Consider the following 14972-nt stretch of genomic DNA (forward strand, 5'->3'; position numbering starts at 1 on the left):
GAATCCGTTCCCTCTATCGGCGTGACCCCGCGCACCGCTCCCCCGTTGAGTGAGGCGAGCCGGGAACCGCCCGGCCGCGCACGCCCGTTCGTTCCGTCCTAGTCCGAGGAGTCACCCCGTGCCGCGCATGCTCGACGTCAGTGATGACGTACGCGCCGAGATCGGCGACGAAGAAGCCGACCTGCTGCTCGCCGGCGAGACCGCGCCGGGCAGTTACGACTGCACCTCCTGCCGCACCCCGGGAGACTCCGAGCGCGAACGCACCAGCACGGTGCTGTTCGTCGGCGAGGAGACCGCCGTCCTCGCCTTCGCCCACGCCGGCTGCATCCCCTCCCAGGTCGTCACCGTCTCGGAGGAGCAGCTCCAGGGCGCCGTCCGCAGCATCACCGGCGACAGCCCCGCCCCCGCGGCCGCGGCGGCCGGCGCCCCGCCCGCCCCCGTCCCCGGCGGCCAGGCCGTGCTCGGCATCACCAGCGGTCTGGTCCTGATCGGCGGTGAACTGCACCCCGCCCTCGTGGTCGAGCCGACCGCGCCGATCGCCCGCCCGGGCACCACCGGCCCCGGCGACGACTTCCTGCCGCTCCTCATCGAGCAGGGCTTCATCCCGGTCACCGACACCGCCGAGCTGCCCTCCCCGCTCGCGGGCTGGTCGGTCCTCCTGGCGGCCGGCCAGCTGCACGCCGTGCTCCAGCCCGGCACCGAGGGCGCCGGCCAGGTCGCCTGGTGGCAGGCCCACCAGGCGCTCTCGGTCACCGACGGCTGGCGCGCCGCCGTCAACAAGACCCAGCGGGTGCTGGTCTACGCCGCCCCGGTCGGCTCCATCGGCCAGCAGCCCCGCGAGGACCTGCTGCGCGACGCCCTCGACAAGGCCGCGGCCGCCGGCAAGCTCGTCGCCGCCTCCATGCCCCTCGCCGGCACCTGATCCCCCACCGGTACCGGCCCCGTGGCGGCCCGTACCGGCCATGCCCCGCCCCCGCCGTCCGGCCCCGCCCCGGGGGCCGGACGGCGCCGTGCGCCCAGGGTCCGCGGTCCGTCCCGCGCACCCTGGGCGATCTGCGTTTTCTCCGTCCGTCCCCGCATCCGCAGGGCGCCGGGGTCGTTGGCTGATACGTGCATTCATACGACCCCTCCCGCGCCCCGTCCTTCCCCAGCCCGACCCCGATCTACGACGCGTTGTACTCCGAGTACCTGCGCGCGTTCCGGGCCCTGCCGGGCGACCGTACGGGCGAGGAGGACCTCGGCTTCACCGCCTTCGGGCCGTACGGCGCCGGCCACTCCGCCGCCACCGGAAGCAGCGTCAGCGGATGGAACGGTTCCGCATGGCAGACCGAACCGTGGCAGACGACGTACGCCGCCCCGCAGATCGCCCCGCCGCCGCAGCCCCTCTACGCCGTCGCCGCCGTCACCGCGGGCGGCTCCGGATACGGCGGCGGGCGGCAGCACCAGACCGGGACGCACCACGTCCCGGCGGCCCTGCCGCCCGCTCCGCGCCGCGGCTACTGAAACCGGCCGGCCACCGCGCCGCCGGCCCGCCGCGCTACTTCTTCTTGGCGGTCTTGGCGCCGCGCTTCTCCCGCACCCGCACCGAGATGTGGATCGGGGTGCCCTCGAAGCCGAACTCCTCGCGCAGCCGGCGCTCGACGAAGCGCCGGTAGCCGTGCTCCAGGAAGCCCGAAGCGAACAGCACGAACCGCGGCGGCTTGGTGCCGGCCTGGGTGCCGAAGAGGATGCGCGGCTGCTTGCCGCCCCGGATCGGGTGCGGGTGGGCGGCGACGATCTCACCGAGGAACGCGTTCAGGCGGCCGGTGGGCACGCGCGTCTCCCAGCCCGCCAGCGCCGTCTCGATCGCCGGGACCAGCTTCTCCATGTGGCGGCCGGTGACGGCGGAGACGTTCACCCGGGGCGCCCAGGCGACCTGCTGCATCTCGGTCTCGATCTCGCGCTCGAGGTAGTAGCGGCGCTCCTCGTCGAGGGTGTCCCACTTGTTGTACGCGATCACGATGGCGCGGCCGGCCTCGACGGCCATGGTGATGATCCGCTGGTCCTGGACGCTGATGGACTCGCTGGAGTCGATCAGGATCACCGCGACCTCGGCCTTCTCGACGGCCGCGGCCGTCCGCAGGGAGGCGTAGTAGTCGGCGCCCTGCTGGAGGTGGACGCGCTTGCGGATACCCGCGGTGTCGACGAACTTCCAGGTCACGCCGCCGAGCTCGATCAGCTCGTCGACCGGGTCGCGGGTGGTGCCGGCCAGCTCGTTGACGACGACCCGCTCCTCCCGCGCGACCTTGTTCAGCAGCGAGGACTTGCCGACGTTCGGGCGGCCGATGAGCGCGATCCGGCGCGGGCCGCCGAGGGCGGTCCCGCCGAAGGTCTGCTCGGGCGCCTCGGGCAGCGCCTCGAGGACCTGGTCCAGCAGGTCACCGGTGCCGCGGCCGTGCAGCGCGGAGACCGGGTACGGCTCGCCCAGGCCCAGCGACCACAGCATCGAGGCGTCGGCCTCGCCCGACTGCCCGTCGACCTTGTTGGCGGCCAGCACCACCGGCTTGCCGGCCCGGCGCAGCAGCCGGACCACGGCCTCGTCGGTGTCGGTGGCGCCGACCTTGGCGTCCACGACGAAGACGACCGCGTCGGCGGCCTCGATGGCGTACTCGGCCTGGGCGGCGACGGAGGCGTCGATGCCGAGGACGTCCTGCTCCCAGCCGCCGGTGTCGACGACCTTGAAGCGGCGGCCGGCCCACTCGGCCTCGTAGGTCACGCGGTCGCGGGTGACACCCGGCTTGTCCTCGACGACCGCCTCGCGGCGGCCGATGATGCGGTTGACGAGAGTCGACTTACCGACATTGGGACGGCCGACGACGGCGAGGACGGGGAGGGGGCCGTGGCCCGCCGCCTCGATCGCGCCTTCGACGTCCTCGATGTCGAAGCCCTCTTCCGCGGCGAGCTCCATGAACTCCGCGTACTCGGCGTCGCCAAGCGCTCCGTGGTCGTGCTGGTCGTTCATGAAGTCCGTTCCTCGTCGTTCGTGGTGATCGGTGGCACCCGCGCTGCCGCGGGCCCACTACTGGTTCAAGTCTCGCTCAGCGCCCGGTCAGGCGCTTGGCGTCGGCCAGGTGCTCCGTGAGGTGCCGCTGGATCCGTACGGTGGCCTCGTCGAGCGCGGTGCGGGTACGGCGGCCGGAGCCGTCGCCGGCCTGGAAGGCGTCGCCGAAGACGATGTCGACCCGGCTCTTCAGGGGCGGCAGCCCCTTGACCAGGCGTCCCCGGCGCTCGGTGCTGCCCAGGACGGCGACGGGCACGATCGGCGCGCCCGAGCGTACGGCGAAGTAGGCCAGGCCCGCGCGCAGCGAGGCGAAGTCGCCCTCGCCCCGGGTGCCCTCGGGGAAGATGCCCAGGGCCCCGCCGGCCTCGAGCACGGCCAGCGCCCGGGTGATGGCGGTCCGGTCGGTGCCGGTGCGGTCGACCTTGACCTGGCCGATGCCCTCCAGGAAGGTACCGAGCGGCCCGACGAACGCTTCCTTCTTGATCAGGAAGTGCAGGGGGCGGGGCGCCGTCCCCATGAGCATGGGGCCGTCGATGTTGTGCGCGTGATTCACGGCGAGGATGACCGGCCCGGAGGCCGGCACTCTCCAGGCGCCGAGCACACGGGGCTTCCACAGCCCGTACATGAGCCCGATGCCGATCCGCCGCCCGACCGCCGCACCCTTGAGGGAGGGCGTTTCGCTCACTTGCCGCCCGCCCGCTTCTGCGCGCCGTCGGTCCCGCCGCGCCGGGACTCCACGAGCGTCACGACGCACTCGATGACCTGCTCCAGCGTCAGGTCGGTGGTGTCGACCTCGACGGCGTCGTCGGCCTTGGCCAGCGGGGAGGTCTTGCGTCCGGAGTCCGCCGCGTCCCGCTTGATCAGGGCTTCCTTGGTGGCCGCCAGGTCGGTGGCCTCCTTGCCCGCCAGCTCGCCGTTGCGGCGGGCCGCACGGGCCTCGGCCGACGCGGTGAGGAAGATCTTGAGGTCGGCGTCCGGGAGGACGGTCGTGCCGATGTCGCGGCCCTCGACGACGATCCCGCCCTCGGCCCGCGCGGCGATCGAGCGCTGGAGCTCGGTGATGAGCGTGCGCACCTCGGGCACGGCGCTCACGGCGCTGACCTTGGAGGTGACCTCCTGGGTGCGGATCGGGCCGGCGGCGTCGACCCCGTCGACCGTGATCGTGGGGGCGGCCGGGTCCGTACCGGACTCGATGACGGGCTTGCCCGCGGCGACGGCGATCGCGTGGGGGTCGGCGATGTCGATCCCGTTGGTGATCATCCACCAGGTGATGGCCCGGTACTGGGCACCGGTGTCCAGGTAGCGCAGCCCGAGCTCGGCGGCGACGGCCTTGGAGGTGCTGGACTTGCCCGTGCCGGAGGGACCGTCGATGGCGACGATCACGGCGGACGGAGCGGCGGTTTCCACGGGGCGAGCACCTTCCTGGTTGCGCGTACGTGTTCCGGGCGCGCCAAAGCGCCCCTCCCCAAGGTTACCGGGCCCCGGGCCCGGCGCTCCCCGCTCCGTCTCCGGGCGCTCCGGTCACTGCCGGCGCAGGGCCCAGCCGCGTTCCCGCAGGGCGGTGGTCAGACCGGCGACCGCGCGCGGTTCGACCATGAGCTGGACCAGTCCGGCCTGCTGTCCGGTGGCGTGCTCGATGCGTACGTCCTCCACGTTGACCCCGGCCCGGCCGGCGTCGGCGAAGATCCGTGCCAGCTCGCCCGGCTGGTCGCTGATGAACACCGCCACCGTCTCGTAGCGGGTGGGGGCGGCGCCGTGCTTGCCCGGGACCCGGTCCCGGCCGGCGTTGCCGCGCCGCAGGACGTCCTCGATGCCCTCCGCGCCGCCGCGCCGCTTGTCCTCGTCGGCGGACTGCAGGCCGCGCAGGGCCTCCACCGTCTCCTCCAGGTCGGCGGCGATCCCGGACAGGACGTCGGCCACCGGGCCCGGGTTGGCCGACAGGATCTCCACCCACATCCGGGGGTCGGAGGCGGCGATCCGGGTCACGTCGCGGATCCCCTGGCCGCACAGCCGCACCGCCGACTCGTCGGCGTCGGCCAGCCGGGCCGCGACCATGCTGGACACCAGCTGCGGGGTGTGCGAGACGAGGGCGACGGCGCGGTCGTGCTGGTCGGCGTCCATGACCACGGGGACCGCCCGGCACAGGGCGACGAGTTCCAGGGCGAGGTTGAGGACCCAGTGGTCGGTCTCGCGGGCCGGCGTCAGCACCCACGGCCGCCCCTCGAAGAGGTCCGCCGTCGCCGCGAGCGGCCCGGAGCGTTCCCGGCCGGCCATCGGGTGGGTGCCGATGTACGTGGAGAGGTCCACGCCGCGCGCCTCCAGCTCCCGGCGCGGCCCGCCCTTGACGCTGGCCACGTCGACGTACGCGCGGGCCGCGCCCCGCCCGATCGCCTCCGCCAGCGCGGCGGCCACGTGCGCCGGCGGCACGGCGACGACCGCGAGGTCGACCGGGCCCTCGGGGGCGTCGCAGGTGCCGGCGCCGAGGGAGGCGGCGGTGCGGGCCGCGCTGGGGTCGTGGTCGACGAGGTGCACGGTCACCCCGCGCCCGGCCAGCGCGAGCGCCGCGGAGGTGCCGATCAGTCCGGTTCCGATGACGACGGCGGTTCTCACTGGGGGTGCTCCTCGGGTGGCTGTGCTGCTCCGGCGTACTCAGCGTAGTCAGCCCCGGGAGTACGAGGACCCGGCGGGCCGCCCCGCGGGACGGTCCGGCCGGGTCCCCGGTCCGCCGGTCCTCGGTCCGCCGGGCCGTCGCGCACGCGGGCCGTCCCGCACCCGGGCCGTCGCGCACCCGGGCTGTCGCGCGCCCGGGCAGTCACTCACGCCGGCCGTCGGGCCGTCGGAGGGTCAGAACTTCTGCTGCCTGATGATGTCCTCCAGCGAACCTGTGGGCAGCTGCCCCTGGGGCGTGAGCTTGTCGACGGCCGTCGGGAGGGTCTGGGCGATCTGGTCGGCGGCCGCCTGCGGGGTGACGCCGGCCTGTTCGGCCACCTTCGCCAGGGTGCCGTCGGGCAGCGCCTGCTGGACCTGCTCCCCGGTGATCGGCTGGTTCTCGCCGGTGCCGATCCAGGACTGCGCCTGGTCGGCCAGCCCGGACCTGGTCAGCATGTCCAGCAGGCCGCCCAGCGGATTGTTCCCGCCGGCCGCGGCCCCGGCCCCGCCGGCCCCGGCCGACCCGCCGCCCAGGAGGGCGCCGAGCAGAGCGCCGAGGACATGGCCCCCGCCGCCCGCGGCGGAGCCGTCCTTGCCGCCGCCGAGGAGCCCGCCGAGCAGGGATCCGAGGTCGTTTCCCGCCATGGTGTCGCCTTTCGATGGGGGACGGAGATCAGGGACAATGTGACCCGTACCATCCCATTCCGCCACCCGGCGGGGACTGCGATAGAACCATCGACATGATCTTTCACATCGTCCCGCTCGCCGACTGGAGCGCCGCCCCGGAGCTGCCGTACGCGCCGCCCTCCCTGGAGTCCGAGGGCTTCGTGCACTGCTCGGCCGACCGCCCCATCACCCTGGAGATCGCCGACACGCACTACCGCGACACCCCCGGCACGCTGCTGGCCGTCGAGCTCGACGAGCGCGCGCTGACCTCGGAGGTGCGCCGGGAGGGTGAATCGGGGGCCCGTTATCCGCACGTGCACGGGCCGCTCAACCGGGCGGCCGCGGTCCGCCTGTGGGAGGTCGTACGCGCCCCGGGCCGGCCGGCGGCGCTGCGGCCGTGGGCACCGGGCGCCTGACACGCCGTACGCCCGTCTGCCGGGCGGGGCCGGGGCGGGCCGGGATGCTGTTCGCCGTCCCCGCCCGCCCGGGCGGACCCGGTCCCGTTTTCCCCCCGAACGAGGAGACGTCATGAGCGACCCCACGGGCACCCCCCGGCGCACGGTCCTGGTGGTGGGCACCGCGGCCCTCGCCGGCTGCGCGCTGACGGCGTGCGGTACGGAGCAACGGCCGGCGGCCGGGAGCGGCAGCGCACCGACCGGCGGCCAGGTCCTCACCACGACCTCCCAGGTCCCGGTGGGCGGCGGCACGGTCCTCGCCGCCGAGAAGATCGTGGTCACCCAGCCGGAGGCCGGCACGTTCCGGGCCTTCTCGGCGGTCTGCACGCACCAGGGCTGCACGGTGGCGAAGGTGGCGGACGGCACGATCGACTGCCCCTGTCACGGCAGCAGGTTCGCGATCGCCGACGGCGCGGTCGCCCACGGCCCGGCGACCAGGCCGCTGCCCGAGAAGCCGATCAAGGTCTCGGGCGAGAACATCTCGCTCGCGTGAGCGGTACGGGGGCGTCTAGTCTCCGCCTGGTGGAAGCGATCGACGAACTGGAGCTGGTGCGCGAGCACACGGTCTACTCCTGCGTGATGGGCTCGCGCGCCTTCGGGCTGGCGACCGAGACCAGCGACACCGACCTGCGCGGGGTCTACCTGGCGCCGACGCCGCTGTTCTGGCGCTTCGACAAGCCGCCGACGCATGTGGACGGGCCCCTGGAGGAGCAGTTCTCCTGGGAGCTGGAACGATTCTGCGCACTGGCCCTGAAGGCCAACCCCAACGTCCTGGAGTGCCTGCACTCCCCGCTGGCCGAGGTCCTGACCCCGGTCGGCGAGGAGCTGCGCGCGCTGCGGGACGCGTTCCTCTCCCGCGAGGCCCACACCACCTTCACCCGCTACGCCGTCTCGCAGCGCGCCAAGCTCGAGACGGACGTCCGCCTGCACGGCGGCCCGCGCTGGAAGCACGCGATGCACCTGGTCCGCCTGCTGATCTCCTGCCGGGACCTGCTGCGCACCGGCCGGCTGACGATCGACGCGGGCGAGCACCGCGACCGGCTGCTGGCGGTCAAGCACGGCGAACTCCCCTGGGAGCGGGTCGAGTCCTGGATGGCGACGCTGACCGCCGAGACGGAGGCCGCCCTGGCCACGACCCCCCTCCCGGCCGCCCCGGACCACGCCCGCGTCCAGGACTTCCTCGTCCGTACCCGCCGCGCCTCAGCGCTGCGCTGACCCCGCCCCGGCCGCCGCCCGGACGTTCACGCGTCCCAGAGGGTGCCGAAGGTGAGCAGGTCGGCACGGTATTCGATGCGACCCTCCCAGTCGCGGGGCCAGACGTCCGCGCCCAGGTGGGCGCCCGCGAAGGCGCCCGCCAGGCAGGCGATCGAGTCCGAGTCGCCCTGGGTGCAGGCCGCCCGGCGCAGGGCCGTCAGCGGGTCCGCGGGGAAGAGCAGGAAGCAGTGCAGGGCCGTGGCCAGGGCCTCCTCGGCGATCCAGCCGTCGCCGGTGGCCAGGCACGGGTCCGTCTCCGGGGAGGGCGATGCCAGGGCCGCGCTCAGGCGGTCCAGGACCGCCAGGCACTCGTCCCAGCCGCGGGCGATGAAGGACTGCGGGCTCGCGTCCGAGCTGGTGCGCATCCAGAGGTCGCCGAGCCAGCGCTCGTGGTAGGTGGTGCGCTGGTCCAGGGCGTACGACCGCAGCAGGCCGACCAGGCCGGTCACCTCGGCGCCCCGCGCCAGCAGGTGGACCGCCCGTGCCGTCAGGTCGGAGGCGGCGAGCGCCGTCGGGTGGCCGTGGGTGAGGGCCGACTGGAGCTGGGCCGCGCCGGCCCGCTCCTCGTCCGTCCAGCCGGGCACCAGGCCGACGGGCACCACCCGCATGTTCGCGCCGCAGCCCTTGGAGCCGGTCTGGCTGGCGTCGCGCCAGTCGCGCCGCGGGTCGTCCAGCAGGCCGCAGGCCCGCAGGCAGGTGTTGCCGGGTGCCCGGTTGTTGTCCGGGGAGTGGTACCAGGCGACGAACTCCTCGCGCACCGGGCCGGCCAGCGCCGCCGGGTCCAGCGGGCCGCGACCCATGGCCGTACGGATGCCGCGGGCCAGGGCGAGGGTCATCTGGGTGTCGTCCGTGACGATCGCCGGGCGGGGCAGGTCCATCCGGCGCCATGGGCCGGTCTTGGCCAGGATGGAGGGGACGTCGTTGAACTCGGTCGGGAATCCGAGCGCGTCGCCGAGGGCCAGGCCGATCAGCGCGCCGGTCGCGGCGCGCTTGGTGGGTACCGTCATCGGGGGTGTCCTTCCGGTCGGAGCAGCGGGGGATGGAGCGTGGTGGCCGGTCCGGCCCGGTAGAGGGCGGCCGGTTTGCCGCGCCCGCCGGTCAGCCGGGCGGCGCCGGGCACGGCCTCGACGAAGCCGGGCGTGGCGAGCACCTTGCGGCGGAAGTTGGGGCGGTCCAGCGTGGTGTCCCAGACCGTCTCGTAGACGGCCTGGAGCTCGCCGAGGGTGAACTCGGGCGGGCAGAAGGCGGTCGCCAGGCACGTGTACTCCAGCTTGGCGCCGATCCGGGAGCGGGCGTCCGCGAGGATCGCGGCGTGGTCGAAGGCCAGCGCGCCGACCTCGGCCGACGGCATCCAGCGGGCGTGTGCCGCGTCGCCGCCTCCCTCGGCTGCCGGTTCGGGCATGTCGGGGACCAGTGCGGTGAAGGCCACGGAGACCACCCGCATCCGGGGGTCGCGGTCCGGTTCGCTGTACGTGCGCAGCTGTTCGAGGTGGAGGGCCGCGACCACGTCGTCGGCCAGGCCGGTCTCCTCCGCCAGCTCGCGGCGGGCGGCGGTCTCGGCGGACTCCCGGGGCGTGACGAAGCCGCCCGGCAGCGCCCACGCGCCCCGGTACGGCTCCTGTCCGCGCCGGATCAGCAGCACGTGCAGGGCGCCGCCGCGCACCGTGAACACGGCGAGGTCGACCGTCACCGCGAACGGCACGAAGGCGGAGGGGTCGTACGAGCCGGACGGGTCGGAGGAGGCGGACGGGTCATGGCCGTCCCCGGCGCCGCTCACCGGCGCTCCGGCAGGGGATCGGCGAAGTGCCTGCCCTCGGCGAGGAGCGCGTCGACGGCGGCCACGGCCGTCTCCAGCCGCTCCTCGCGGTCTCCGCCGACGAGGAGGAAACGTCTGCCGGTGCGGGTGAGTTCCTCGTGGAAGCGGCCGGTCATCCAGGGCCTCAGGTGCGGCGCGTCGCGCAGCCCGTCGTCCTCGAAGGGCACGTCCTCGTGATCGGTCAGCAGGTACAGGTCCCGCGGGCGGCGGGCCGCGATCGCCTCGACGTCGGCGCTGCGCCCGCCGAGGTACCGCTCGTGCCACAGGCCGGTGGCGAAGGAGTCGGTGTCGCAGAACAGTACCGGCGAGCCCAGCCGGGCCGCCCGGTCCTCGTCCTCGTCCTGCCGGCGGGCGATGACGGGGAACTCCTCGGAGGCGAAGACGGCGTCGGCCCAGCCCGCGGCCGGGTCCTCGGCCCGCAGCGCCGCCAGCTTCTCCTCGCTGTAGCGGCGTCCGTACTCCGCCACCCAGCCGGTCTGCGCCCAGACGCCGCCGCGCCGCCGGTAGTGGGCGGCCAGGGCCCGCGACAGGGTGGTGGTGCCGGTCGACTCGGCGCCCAGGACGACGACCCGCCGGGTGAGGGCCGCCCGGACGGCCGGTCCGAGGAACTCCCAGCAGCCCACCGGGTCCTTGCGCACGGCCGTCCCGGAGACCGGGAAGAGGGTGCGGTCGGGGTCGACGCAGACCTCGGCGGCGCCGAAGCGGCGGGCGAGCTCGGTGCCGTACGCCTCGGAGGTGAAGACGGCGTCGACCGGGCCGGGCACGGCCGCCCGGAAGACCGCCATGTGGGCCTCCCAGACCGCCGGATCGGTCAGGTCGACGGGGATGTCGTCGACTGCGCCGACCACCTCGGCCTCGGGGTGCGCCTCGCACATCCAGGCGACCCGGTCGGCGAGCGGCACCGATTCCACGGAGGCCGCGCACACCAGCACGGTCAGCCGCTCGCACTGGTCGAGCGCGGTGCGTACGAGGTGGTGGTGGCCGGCGTGGGGCGGGTAGAACTTGCCCAGCACCAGCCCGTGTCCGTAGGCCCGCGGCCCGCTCATGCCGCCGCTCCCAGGGCCGGGGCCGTCCGCGGGGCGGCCAGGTCGCGCCGCCAGCTGCGCAGGCCGACGACGCACAGGGCGAGGAAGCCGACGTACAGCAGGGCGGTGAGCAGGAGGCCCTTGGAGACGTACAGCGGGATGTAGACGACGTCGGCGGCGATCCACAGCCACCAGGACTCCACGCGCTTGCGGCACTGGCCGTACGTCGCCATGAGCGAGAGCCCGGTGGTCAGGGCGTCCCAGAACGGCACGGTGGAGTCGGTGGCCCGGTCCAGCAGGAGCGCCAGGGCGGCGGTCCCCACCGCCCCCGCCGAGGACAGCCAGAACCATTCGGCGCGCGAGGTGCGGCGCACCGGAAGGGCGTCCGTGGAGCCCGGTCCACCCCCGTGGGTCCAGGTCCACCAGCCGTACGCGGCGAGGGCGATGAAGACGATCTGGAGGCCGGCGTCGGCGTACAGGCCCGCCTGGGTGAACAGCACGATGAAGAAGACGTTGTTGGCGATGCCGATCGGCCAGTTGGCGATGTGCTGGCGGGCCACCAGCCAGACGCACACGGCGCCGGTGGCGAACCCGAGGACCTCGGTCCAGGTGAGTGTCCAGCTCACGACGACCCCCTTTAATAGTCACCTTGACTATAAACAGTGATCGCGGAGGCGGGCAAGACGCGGGACGGAAGGAAACGCGGGACCCGAGGAGCCGGAGGAAGGGGCACGGCCCGGACAACGCGAAGAGCCCGCGGTGCCGATGGGCACCGCGGGCTCCCGGCCCTCGGACAGACGATCTAGAGGCCGACCTCGCGCATGAGCATGCCGACCTCGGTGTTGGTCAGGCGGCGCAGCCAGCCGGACTTCTGGTCGCCGAGCTCGATCGGGCCGAACGCGGTACGGACCAGCTTCTCGACCGGGAAGCCGGCCTCGGCCAGCATGCGGCGCACGATGTGCTTGCGGCCCTCGTGGAGGGTCACCTCGACCAGGTAGTTCTTGCCGACCTGGTCGACCACGCGGAAGTGGTCGGCGCGGGCGTAGCCGTCCTCCAGCTCGATGCCGGACTGCAGGCGCTTGCCCACCTCGCGCGGCAGCGGGCCGGTGATGGCGGCCAGGTAGGTCTTCTGCACGCCGTACTTGGGGTGGGTCAGGCGGTGCGCCAGCTCGCCGTGGTTGGTGAGCAGGATGATGCCCTCGGTCTCGGTGTCCAGGCGCCCGACGTGGAAGAGCCGCGTGTCACGGTTGGTGACGTAGTCGCCCAGGCACTGGCGGCCGTCGGGGTCCTCCATGGTGGAGACGACGCCGGCCGGCTTGTTCAGCGCGAAGAAGAGGTACGACTGGGTGGCGACGGTCAGGCCGTCCACCTTGATCTCGTCCTTCTGCGGGTCCACGCGCAGGCCCTGCTCGACGACGACCTTGCCGTTGACCTCGACGCGGGCCTGCTCGATCAGCTCCTCGCAGGCGCGGCGCGAGCCCATGCCGGCGCGGGCGAGCACCTTCTGCAGCCGCTCGCCCTCCTGCTCGGCGCCGGGGAAGGTCTTCGGGGTCTTGATCTCGGGCTTGTTCGCGTAGCGCTCGCGGTTGCGCTCCTCGATGCGGGCGTCGTACTCGCGGGGGCGCGACTGGCCGCTGCGGCTGCCGGGACCGCGGCGCGGGCCGCCGGCCCCGCCGATGCCGGGGGTCTTGGACGTCTTGGGGCCGCCCTTGGCACCGCCGCGCGCGGCCGCGCCGCGGGCGCCGCCGCCACCGGCCTTGGCGCCGCCGCCGCTGCGCTCGCCCTCGGGGCCCACGTCGTAGCGGCGCTCCTCGGGACGCGGACGGCGCGGACGGCTCTCACCCTGGCCCTGGCCCTGCCCCTGGCCCCGGCCCCGGCCCTGGCTCGGGCCCTGACCCTGGCCGCCGCGGCCGCCGCCGCCCTGCCTGTCGTCGCGCCCGTTCCCGGCGCCGCGGTAGTTACCGCGCCCGCCGCTGTTGCCGCTATTCCTGTTGCCGCCGTTGCCGCCGCTGCTTCGCATCAAAGTTCCGTCGTCTTGTCGTCTTCGTCTGTGTCCGGAGCGTCCGGATCGAACGACGGGACGCCTTCCTGCGTCTCGGCCTCGATCGCTTCCGCCTCCGGGAGGAAGGGCGCGAGCTCCGGGAGCTCGTCCAGGCCGCGCAGGCCCATCCGCTCCAGAAAGTAGTTCGTCGTCGTGTACAGGATCGCACCTGTTTCGGGTTCCGTGCCCGCCTCCTCGACCAGACCGCGCTGGAGGAGGGTGCGCATGACCCCGTCGCAGTTGACTCCGCGCACCGCCGAGACGCGGGAACGGCTGACCGGCTGGCGGTACGCGACGACGGCGAGGGTCTCCAGGGCCGCCTGGGTGAGCCGGGCCTGCTGGCCGTCCAGGACGAAGCCCTCGACGGCGGCGGCGTACTCGGCGCGGCTGTAGAACCGCCAGCCGCCGGCGACCAGCCGCAGCTCGAAGCCGCGGCCCTGCACGGTGTACTCGTCGGCGAGCTCGCGCAGCGCGTCGGCGACCTCACGGGGGGTGCGGCCGAGCACCTTGGCCAGGTGGGCCTCGGTGGCGGGTTCGTCGACGACCATGAGCACGGCCTCGAGCGCCGGCTTGAGCGGCACCGCGTCCCGTTCAGTCACGCTCGCCTCCACGCTCCTCACTCTCCTCAACGACTCGGTCGAACTCGTCGGTCACGGCCGGCCCGGGGCCGGTGCCGCCGCTCCAGCGGACCGTGAGCGCCCCCAGGGCCTCCTCCTGGTCCAGGGAGACGGCCTTCTCCCGGTAGAGCTCCAGGAGCGCCAGGAAGCGCGCGACGACGGTCAGGGTGTCGGTGACGCCCTCGGTCAGCTCCTGGAAGCTGGCCTCGCCGCGCGCCTGGAGCATCCGGACCACGACCTCGGCCTGCTCGCGGACGCTGACCAGCGGCGCGTGGATGTGGTCGACGTACACCTCGGGCTTGGCCCGGGGCTGCATGGCCTTGACGGCGAGCCGCGCGAACCCTTCGGCGCCGATGCTGATGACGACCTCGGGCAGCAGCTCGGCGAGGTGCGGCTCCAGCCCGACGGTACGGGGGTAGCGGCGCGCCTCGGCGTCGGAGCGGTCCTCGAAGATCGCGGCGATCTGTTTGTACGCCCGGTACTGGAGGAGCCGGGCGAAGAGCAGGTCCCGGGCCTCCAGCAGGGCGAGGTCGGCCTCGTCCTCCACCTCGGCGGCGGGCAGCAGCCGGGCGGCCTTGAGGTCGAGCAGGGTCGCGGCGACGACGAGGAACTCGGTGGTCTGGTCGAGGTCCCAGTCGGGCCCCATGGCCCGGATGTACGCCATGAACTCGTCGGTGACCTTGGACAGCGCGACCTCGGTGACGTCGAGCTTGTGCCGCGTGATGAGCTGCAACAGCAGATCGAAGGGCCCCTCGAAGTTGGCCAGCCGCAACGTGAACCGCCCATCACCCCCGCCCTCCGCCCCGGCGCCGGGGCCCGGCTCGGGGCCCGGCTCGGGGCCCGGCTCAGGGCCCGGCTCAGGGCCCGGCTCGGGGCCCGGCTCAGGGCCCGGCTCAGGGCCCGGCTCAGGGCCCGGCTCAGGGCCCGGCTCAGGGCCCGGCTCAGGGCCCGGCTCAGGGCCCGGCTCAGGGGCCGCCGGGGCGCCCGGCTCAGGGGGCCTCACGGGGACGGGTTCGGGGCCCGGTTCCGGGGCCGCTCCGGGGCCCGGCTCGGGGGCCGCCACGGGGACGGGCTCCGGGATCGCCACGGGGACGGGCTCTTGGGCCGGCGCAGCGGGGACGGGCTCGGAGGACGGCTCTGCCGCCGCCCCGGCAGCCGGTTTCGGGTCGGCCCCCGGGCCGCGGCCCAGGCGGCGCCTGGGGGCGGGCCGAGCGGGGTCGTTCGGGGGCATCGCGTTCCTGGGTCCGGCGGCGTGTCTGGCGGCCCTGGCAGCCTACCGGGCACCCCCGGTTCCCTCGGCGCCGACGCCCGCGACGCGACCCCTGCCGCAGCCCCACCTCAGGCTCCGCCGGGCCCCGCTCGAACGCCGCTCGGGCTGCAAGGGCCGACCCCCGACCGCCCCGCGGACG

17 protein-coding genes are annotated in these 14972 nt (G+C 74.4%); 5 read left to right on the forward strand and 12 right to left on the reverse strand.

Going from position 1 to position 14972, the window contains the following annotated elements; translation table 11 throughout:
- Positions 1–127: 127 nt before the first annotated feature.
- Positions 128–922 carry a hypothetical protein gene (locus ACIPXB_RS34685; protein WP_401456627.1) on the forward strand — a complete coding sequence of 265 codons (795 nt, stop codon included), beginning with the start codon at positions 128–130 and terminating at the stop codon, positions 920–922.
- A gap of 188 nt (positions 923–1110) precedes the next feature.
- The gene (locus tag ACIPXB_RS34690; protein WP_401456569.1) at positions 1111–1503 is read left to right on the forward strand and encodes a hypothetical protein; all 393 of its coding nucleotides are present in this window, start codon (positions 1111–1113) and stop codon (positions 1501–1503) included.
- 34 nt (positions 1504–1537) lie between these two features.
- On the opposite strand, the gene der is transcribed toward ACIPXB_RS34690, so the two are convergent.
- From der to ACIPXB_RS34715, 5 genes are all read right to left on the reverse strand, one after another.
- Positions 1538–3001: a ribosome biogenesis GTPase Der gene (der, locus tag ACIPXB_RS34695; RefSeq protein WP_401456570.1), complete on the reverse strand. Its 1464-nt coding sequence runs from the start codon at positions 2999–3001 to the stop codon at positions 1538–1540.
- Positions 3002–3077: 76 nt separating this feature from the next.
- Positions 3078–3665, reverse strand: a complete 588-nt coding sequence (locus ACIPXB_RS34700) for a lysophospholipid acyltransferase family protein (protein WP_401456629.1) — start codon at positions 3663–3665, stop codon at positions 3078–3080.
- 56 nt (positions 3666–3721) lie between these two features.
- Positions 3722–4447: a (d)CMP kinase gene (cmk, locus tag ACIPXB_RS34705; RefSeq protein WP_401456572.1), complete on the reverse strand. Its 726-nt coding sequence runs from the start codon at positions 4445–4447 to the stop codon at positions 3722–3724.
- 114 nt (positions 4448–4561) lie between these two features.
- Positions 4562–5650 (reverse strand): prephenate dehydrogenase, encoded by a 1089-nt coding sequence (locus ACIPXB_RS34710; RefSeq protein ID WP_401456574.1) that lies wholly within the window; start codon positions 5648–5650, stop codon positions 4562–4564.
- Between the two features lie 234 nt (positions 5651–5884).
- A complete protein-coding gene (locus ACIPXB_RS34715) occupies positions 5885–6334 on the reverse strand; it encodes a YidB family protein (RefSeq protein ID WP_401456575.1) in 450 nt (149 codons plus the stop codon).
- 95 nt (positions 6335–6429) lie between these two features.
- Here ACIPXB_RS34715 and ACIPXB_RS34720 point away from each other — a divergent pair, with 95 nt between their 5' ends.
- The 3 genes from ACIPXB_RS34720 to ACIPXB_RS34730 all read left to right on the forward strand — a co-directional run bounded on the left by ACIPXB_RS34720 (position 6430) and on the right by ACIPXB_RS34730 (position 8025).
- Positions 6430–6771, forward strand: a complete 342-nt coding sequence (locus ACIPXB_RS34720) for a DUF952 domain-containing protein (RefSeq protein ID WP_401456576.1) — start codon at positions 6430–6432, stop codon at positions 6769–6771.
- A 112-nt stretch (positions 6772–6883) separates the two neighbouring features.
- Complete coding sequence (locus tag ACIPXB_RS34725; protein WP_401456578.1) at positions 6884–7303, forward strand: Rieske (2Fe-2S) protein; 420 nt, start codon at positions 6884–6886, stop codon at positions 7301–7303.
- Positions 7304–7332: 29 nt separating this feature from the next.
- Positions 7333–8025, forward strand: coding sequence for a DNA polymerase beta superfamily protein (locus ACIPXB_RS34730; RefSeq protein WP_401456579.1), 693 nt, complete (start codon positions 7333–7335; stop codon positions 8023–8025).
- A 26-nt stretch (positions 8026–8051) separates the two neighbouring features.
- Here ACIPXB_RS34730 and ACIPXB_RS34735 read toward each other — a convergent pair whose 3' ends face one another.
- From ACIPXB_RS34735 to ACIPXB_RS34765, 7 genes are all read right to left on the reverse strand, one after another.
- A complete protein-coding gene (locus ACIPXB_RS34735) occupies positions 8052–9071 on the reverse strand; it encodes an ADP-ribosylglycohydrolase family protein (protein WP_401456580.1) in 1020 nt (339 codons plus the stop codon).
- On the reverse strand, positions 9068–9841 hold the full coding sequence (locus ACIPXB_RS34740; RefSeq protein WP_401456582.1) for an NUDIX hydrolase: 774 nt from the start codon (positions 9839–9841) through the stop codon (positions 9068–9070). Before ACIPXB_RS34740 ends, ACIPXB_RS34735 begins: the two co-directional genes overlap by 4 nt.
- On the reverse strand, positions 9838–10926 hold the full coding sequence (locus ACIPXB_RS34745; protein WP_401456584.1) for an AAA family ATPase: 1089 nt from the start codon (positions 10924–10926) through the stop codon (positions 9838–9840). The genes ACIPXB_RS34740 and ACIPXB_RS34745 overlap by 4 nt, the downstream gene beginning before the upstream one ends.
- Positions 10923–11531, reverse strand: coding sequence for a nicotinamide riboside transporter PnuC (gene pnuC / locus ACIPXB_RS34750; protein ID WP_401456585.1), 609 nt, complete (start codon positions 11529–11531; stop codon positions 10923–10925). The genes ACIPXB_RS34745 and pnuC overlap by 4 nt, the downstream gene beginning before the upstream one ends.
- Before the next feature lie 176 nt (positions 11532–11707).
- Positions 11708–12925 carry a pseudouridine synthase gene (locus tag ACIPXB_RS34755; protein ID WP_401456587.1) on the reverse strand — a complete coding sequence of 406 codons (1218 nt, stop codon included), beginning with the start codon at positions 12923–12925 and terminating at the stop codon, positions 11708–11710.
- Positions 12925–13494, reverse strand: a complete 570-nt coding sequence (gene scpB, locus ACIPXB_RS34760; protein ID WP_401456630.1) for an SMC-Scp complex subunit ScpB — start codon at positions 13492–13494, stop codon at positions 12925–12927. Before scpB ends, ACIPXB_RS34755 begins: the two co-directional genes overlap by 1 nt.
- A 43-nt stretch (positions 13495–13537) precedes the next feature.
- Positions 13538–14794: a segregation/condensation protein A gene (locus ACIPXB_RS34765; protein WP_401456589.1), complete on the reverse strand. Its 1257-nt coding sequence runs from the start codon at positions 14792–14794 to the stop codon at positions 13538–13540.
- Positions 14795–14972 lie beyond the last annotated feature (178 nt).

It is taken from the genome of Streptomyces sp. NPDC090022 (assembly GCF_044748145.1).
GTDB lineage: Bacteria > Actinomycetota > Actinomycetes > Streptomycetales > Streptomycetaceae > Streptomyces.

What these genes read in the sequence shown, in the direction of transcription:
- ACIPXB_RS34685 (WP_401456627.1), top strand. Translation starts at nt 128, where the DNA reads ATGCTCGACGTCAGTGATGACGTACGCGCCGAGATCGGCGACGAAGAA.
- der (WP_401456570.1), bottom strand. Translation starts at nt 3,001, where the DNA reads ATGAACGACCAGCACGACCACGGAGCGCTTGGCGACGCCGAGTACGCG.
- ACIPXB_RS34700 (WP_401456629.1), bottom strand. Translation starts at nt 3,665, where the DNA reads ATGTACGGGCTGTGGAAGCCCCGTGTGCTCGGCGCCTGGAGAGTGCCG.
- ACIPXB_RS34715 (WP_401456575.1), bottom strand. Translation starts at nt 6,334, where the DNA reads ATGGCGGGAAACGACCTCGGATCCCTGCTCGGCGGGCTCCTCGGCGGC.
- ACIPXB_RS34720 (WP_401456576.1), top strand. Translation starts at nt 6,430, where the DNA reads ATGATCTTTCACATCGTCCCGCTCGCCGACTGGAGCGCCGCCCCGGAG.
- ACIPXB_RS34725 (WP_401456578.1), top strand. Translation starts at nt 6,884, where the DNA reads ATGAGCGACCCCACGGGCACCCCCCGGCGCACGGTCCTGGTGGTGGGC.
- ACIPXB_RS34735 (WP_401456580.1), bottom strand. Translation starts at nt 9,071, where the DNA reads ATGACGGTACCCACCAAGCGCGCCGCGACCGGCGCGCTGATCGGCCTG.
- ACIPXB_RS34745 (WP_401456584.1), bottom strand. Translation starts at nt 10,926, where the DNA reads ATGAGCGGGCCGCGGGCCTACGGACACGGGCTGGTGCTGGGCAAGTTC.
- ACIPXB_RS34755 (WP_401456587.1), bottom strand. Translation starts at nt 12,925, where the DNA reads ATGCGAAGCAGCGGCGGCAACGGCGGCAACAGGAATAGCGGCAACAGC.
- scpB (WP_401456630.1), bottom strand. Translation starts at nt 13,494, where the DNA reads ATGGTCGTCGACGAACCCGCCACCGAGGCCCACCTGGCCAAGGTGCTC.
- ACIPXB_RS34765 (WP_401456589.1), bottom strand. Translation starts at nt 14,794, where the DNA reads ATGCCCCCGAACGACCCCGCTCGGCCCGCCCCCAGGCGCCGCCTGGGC.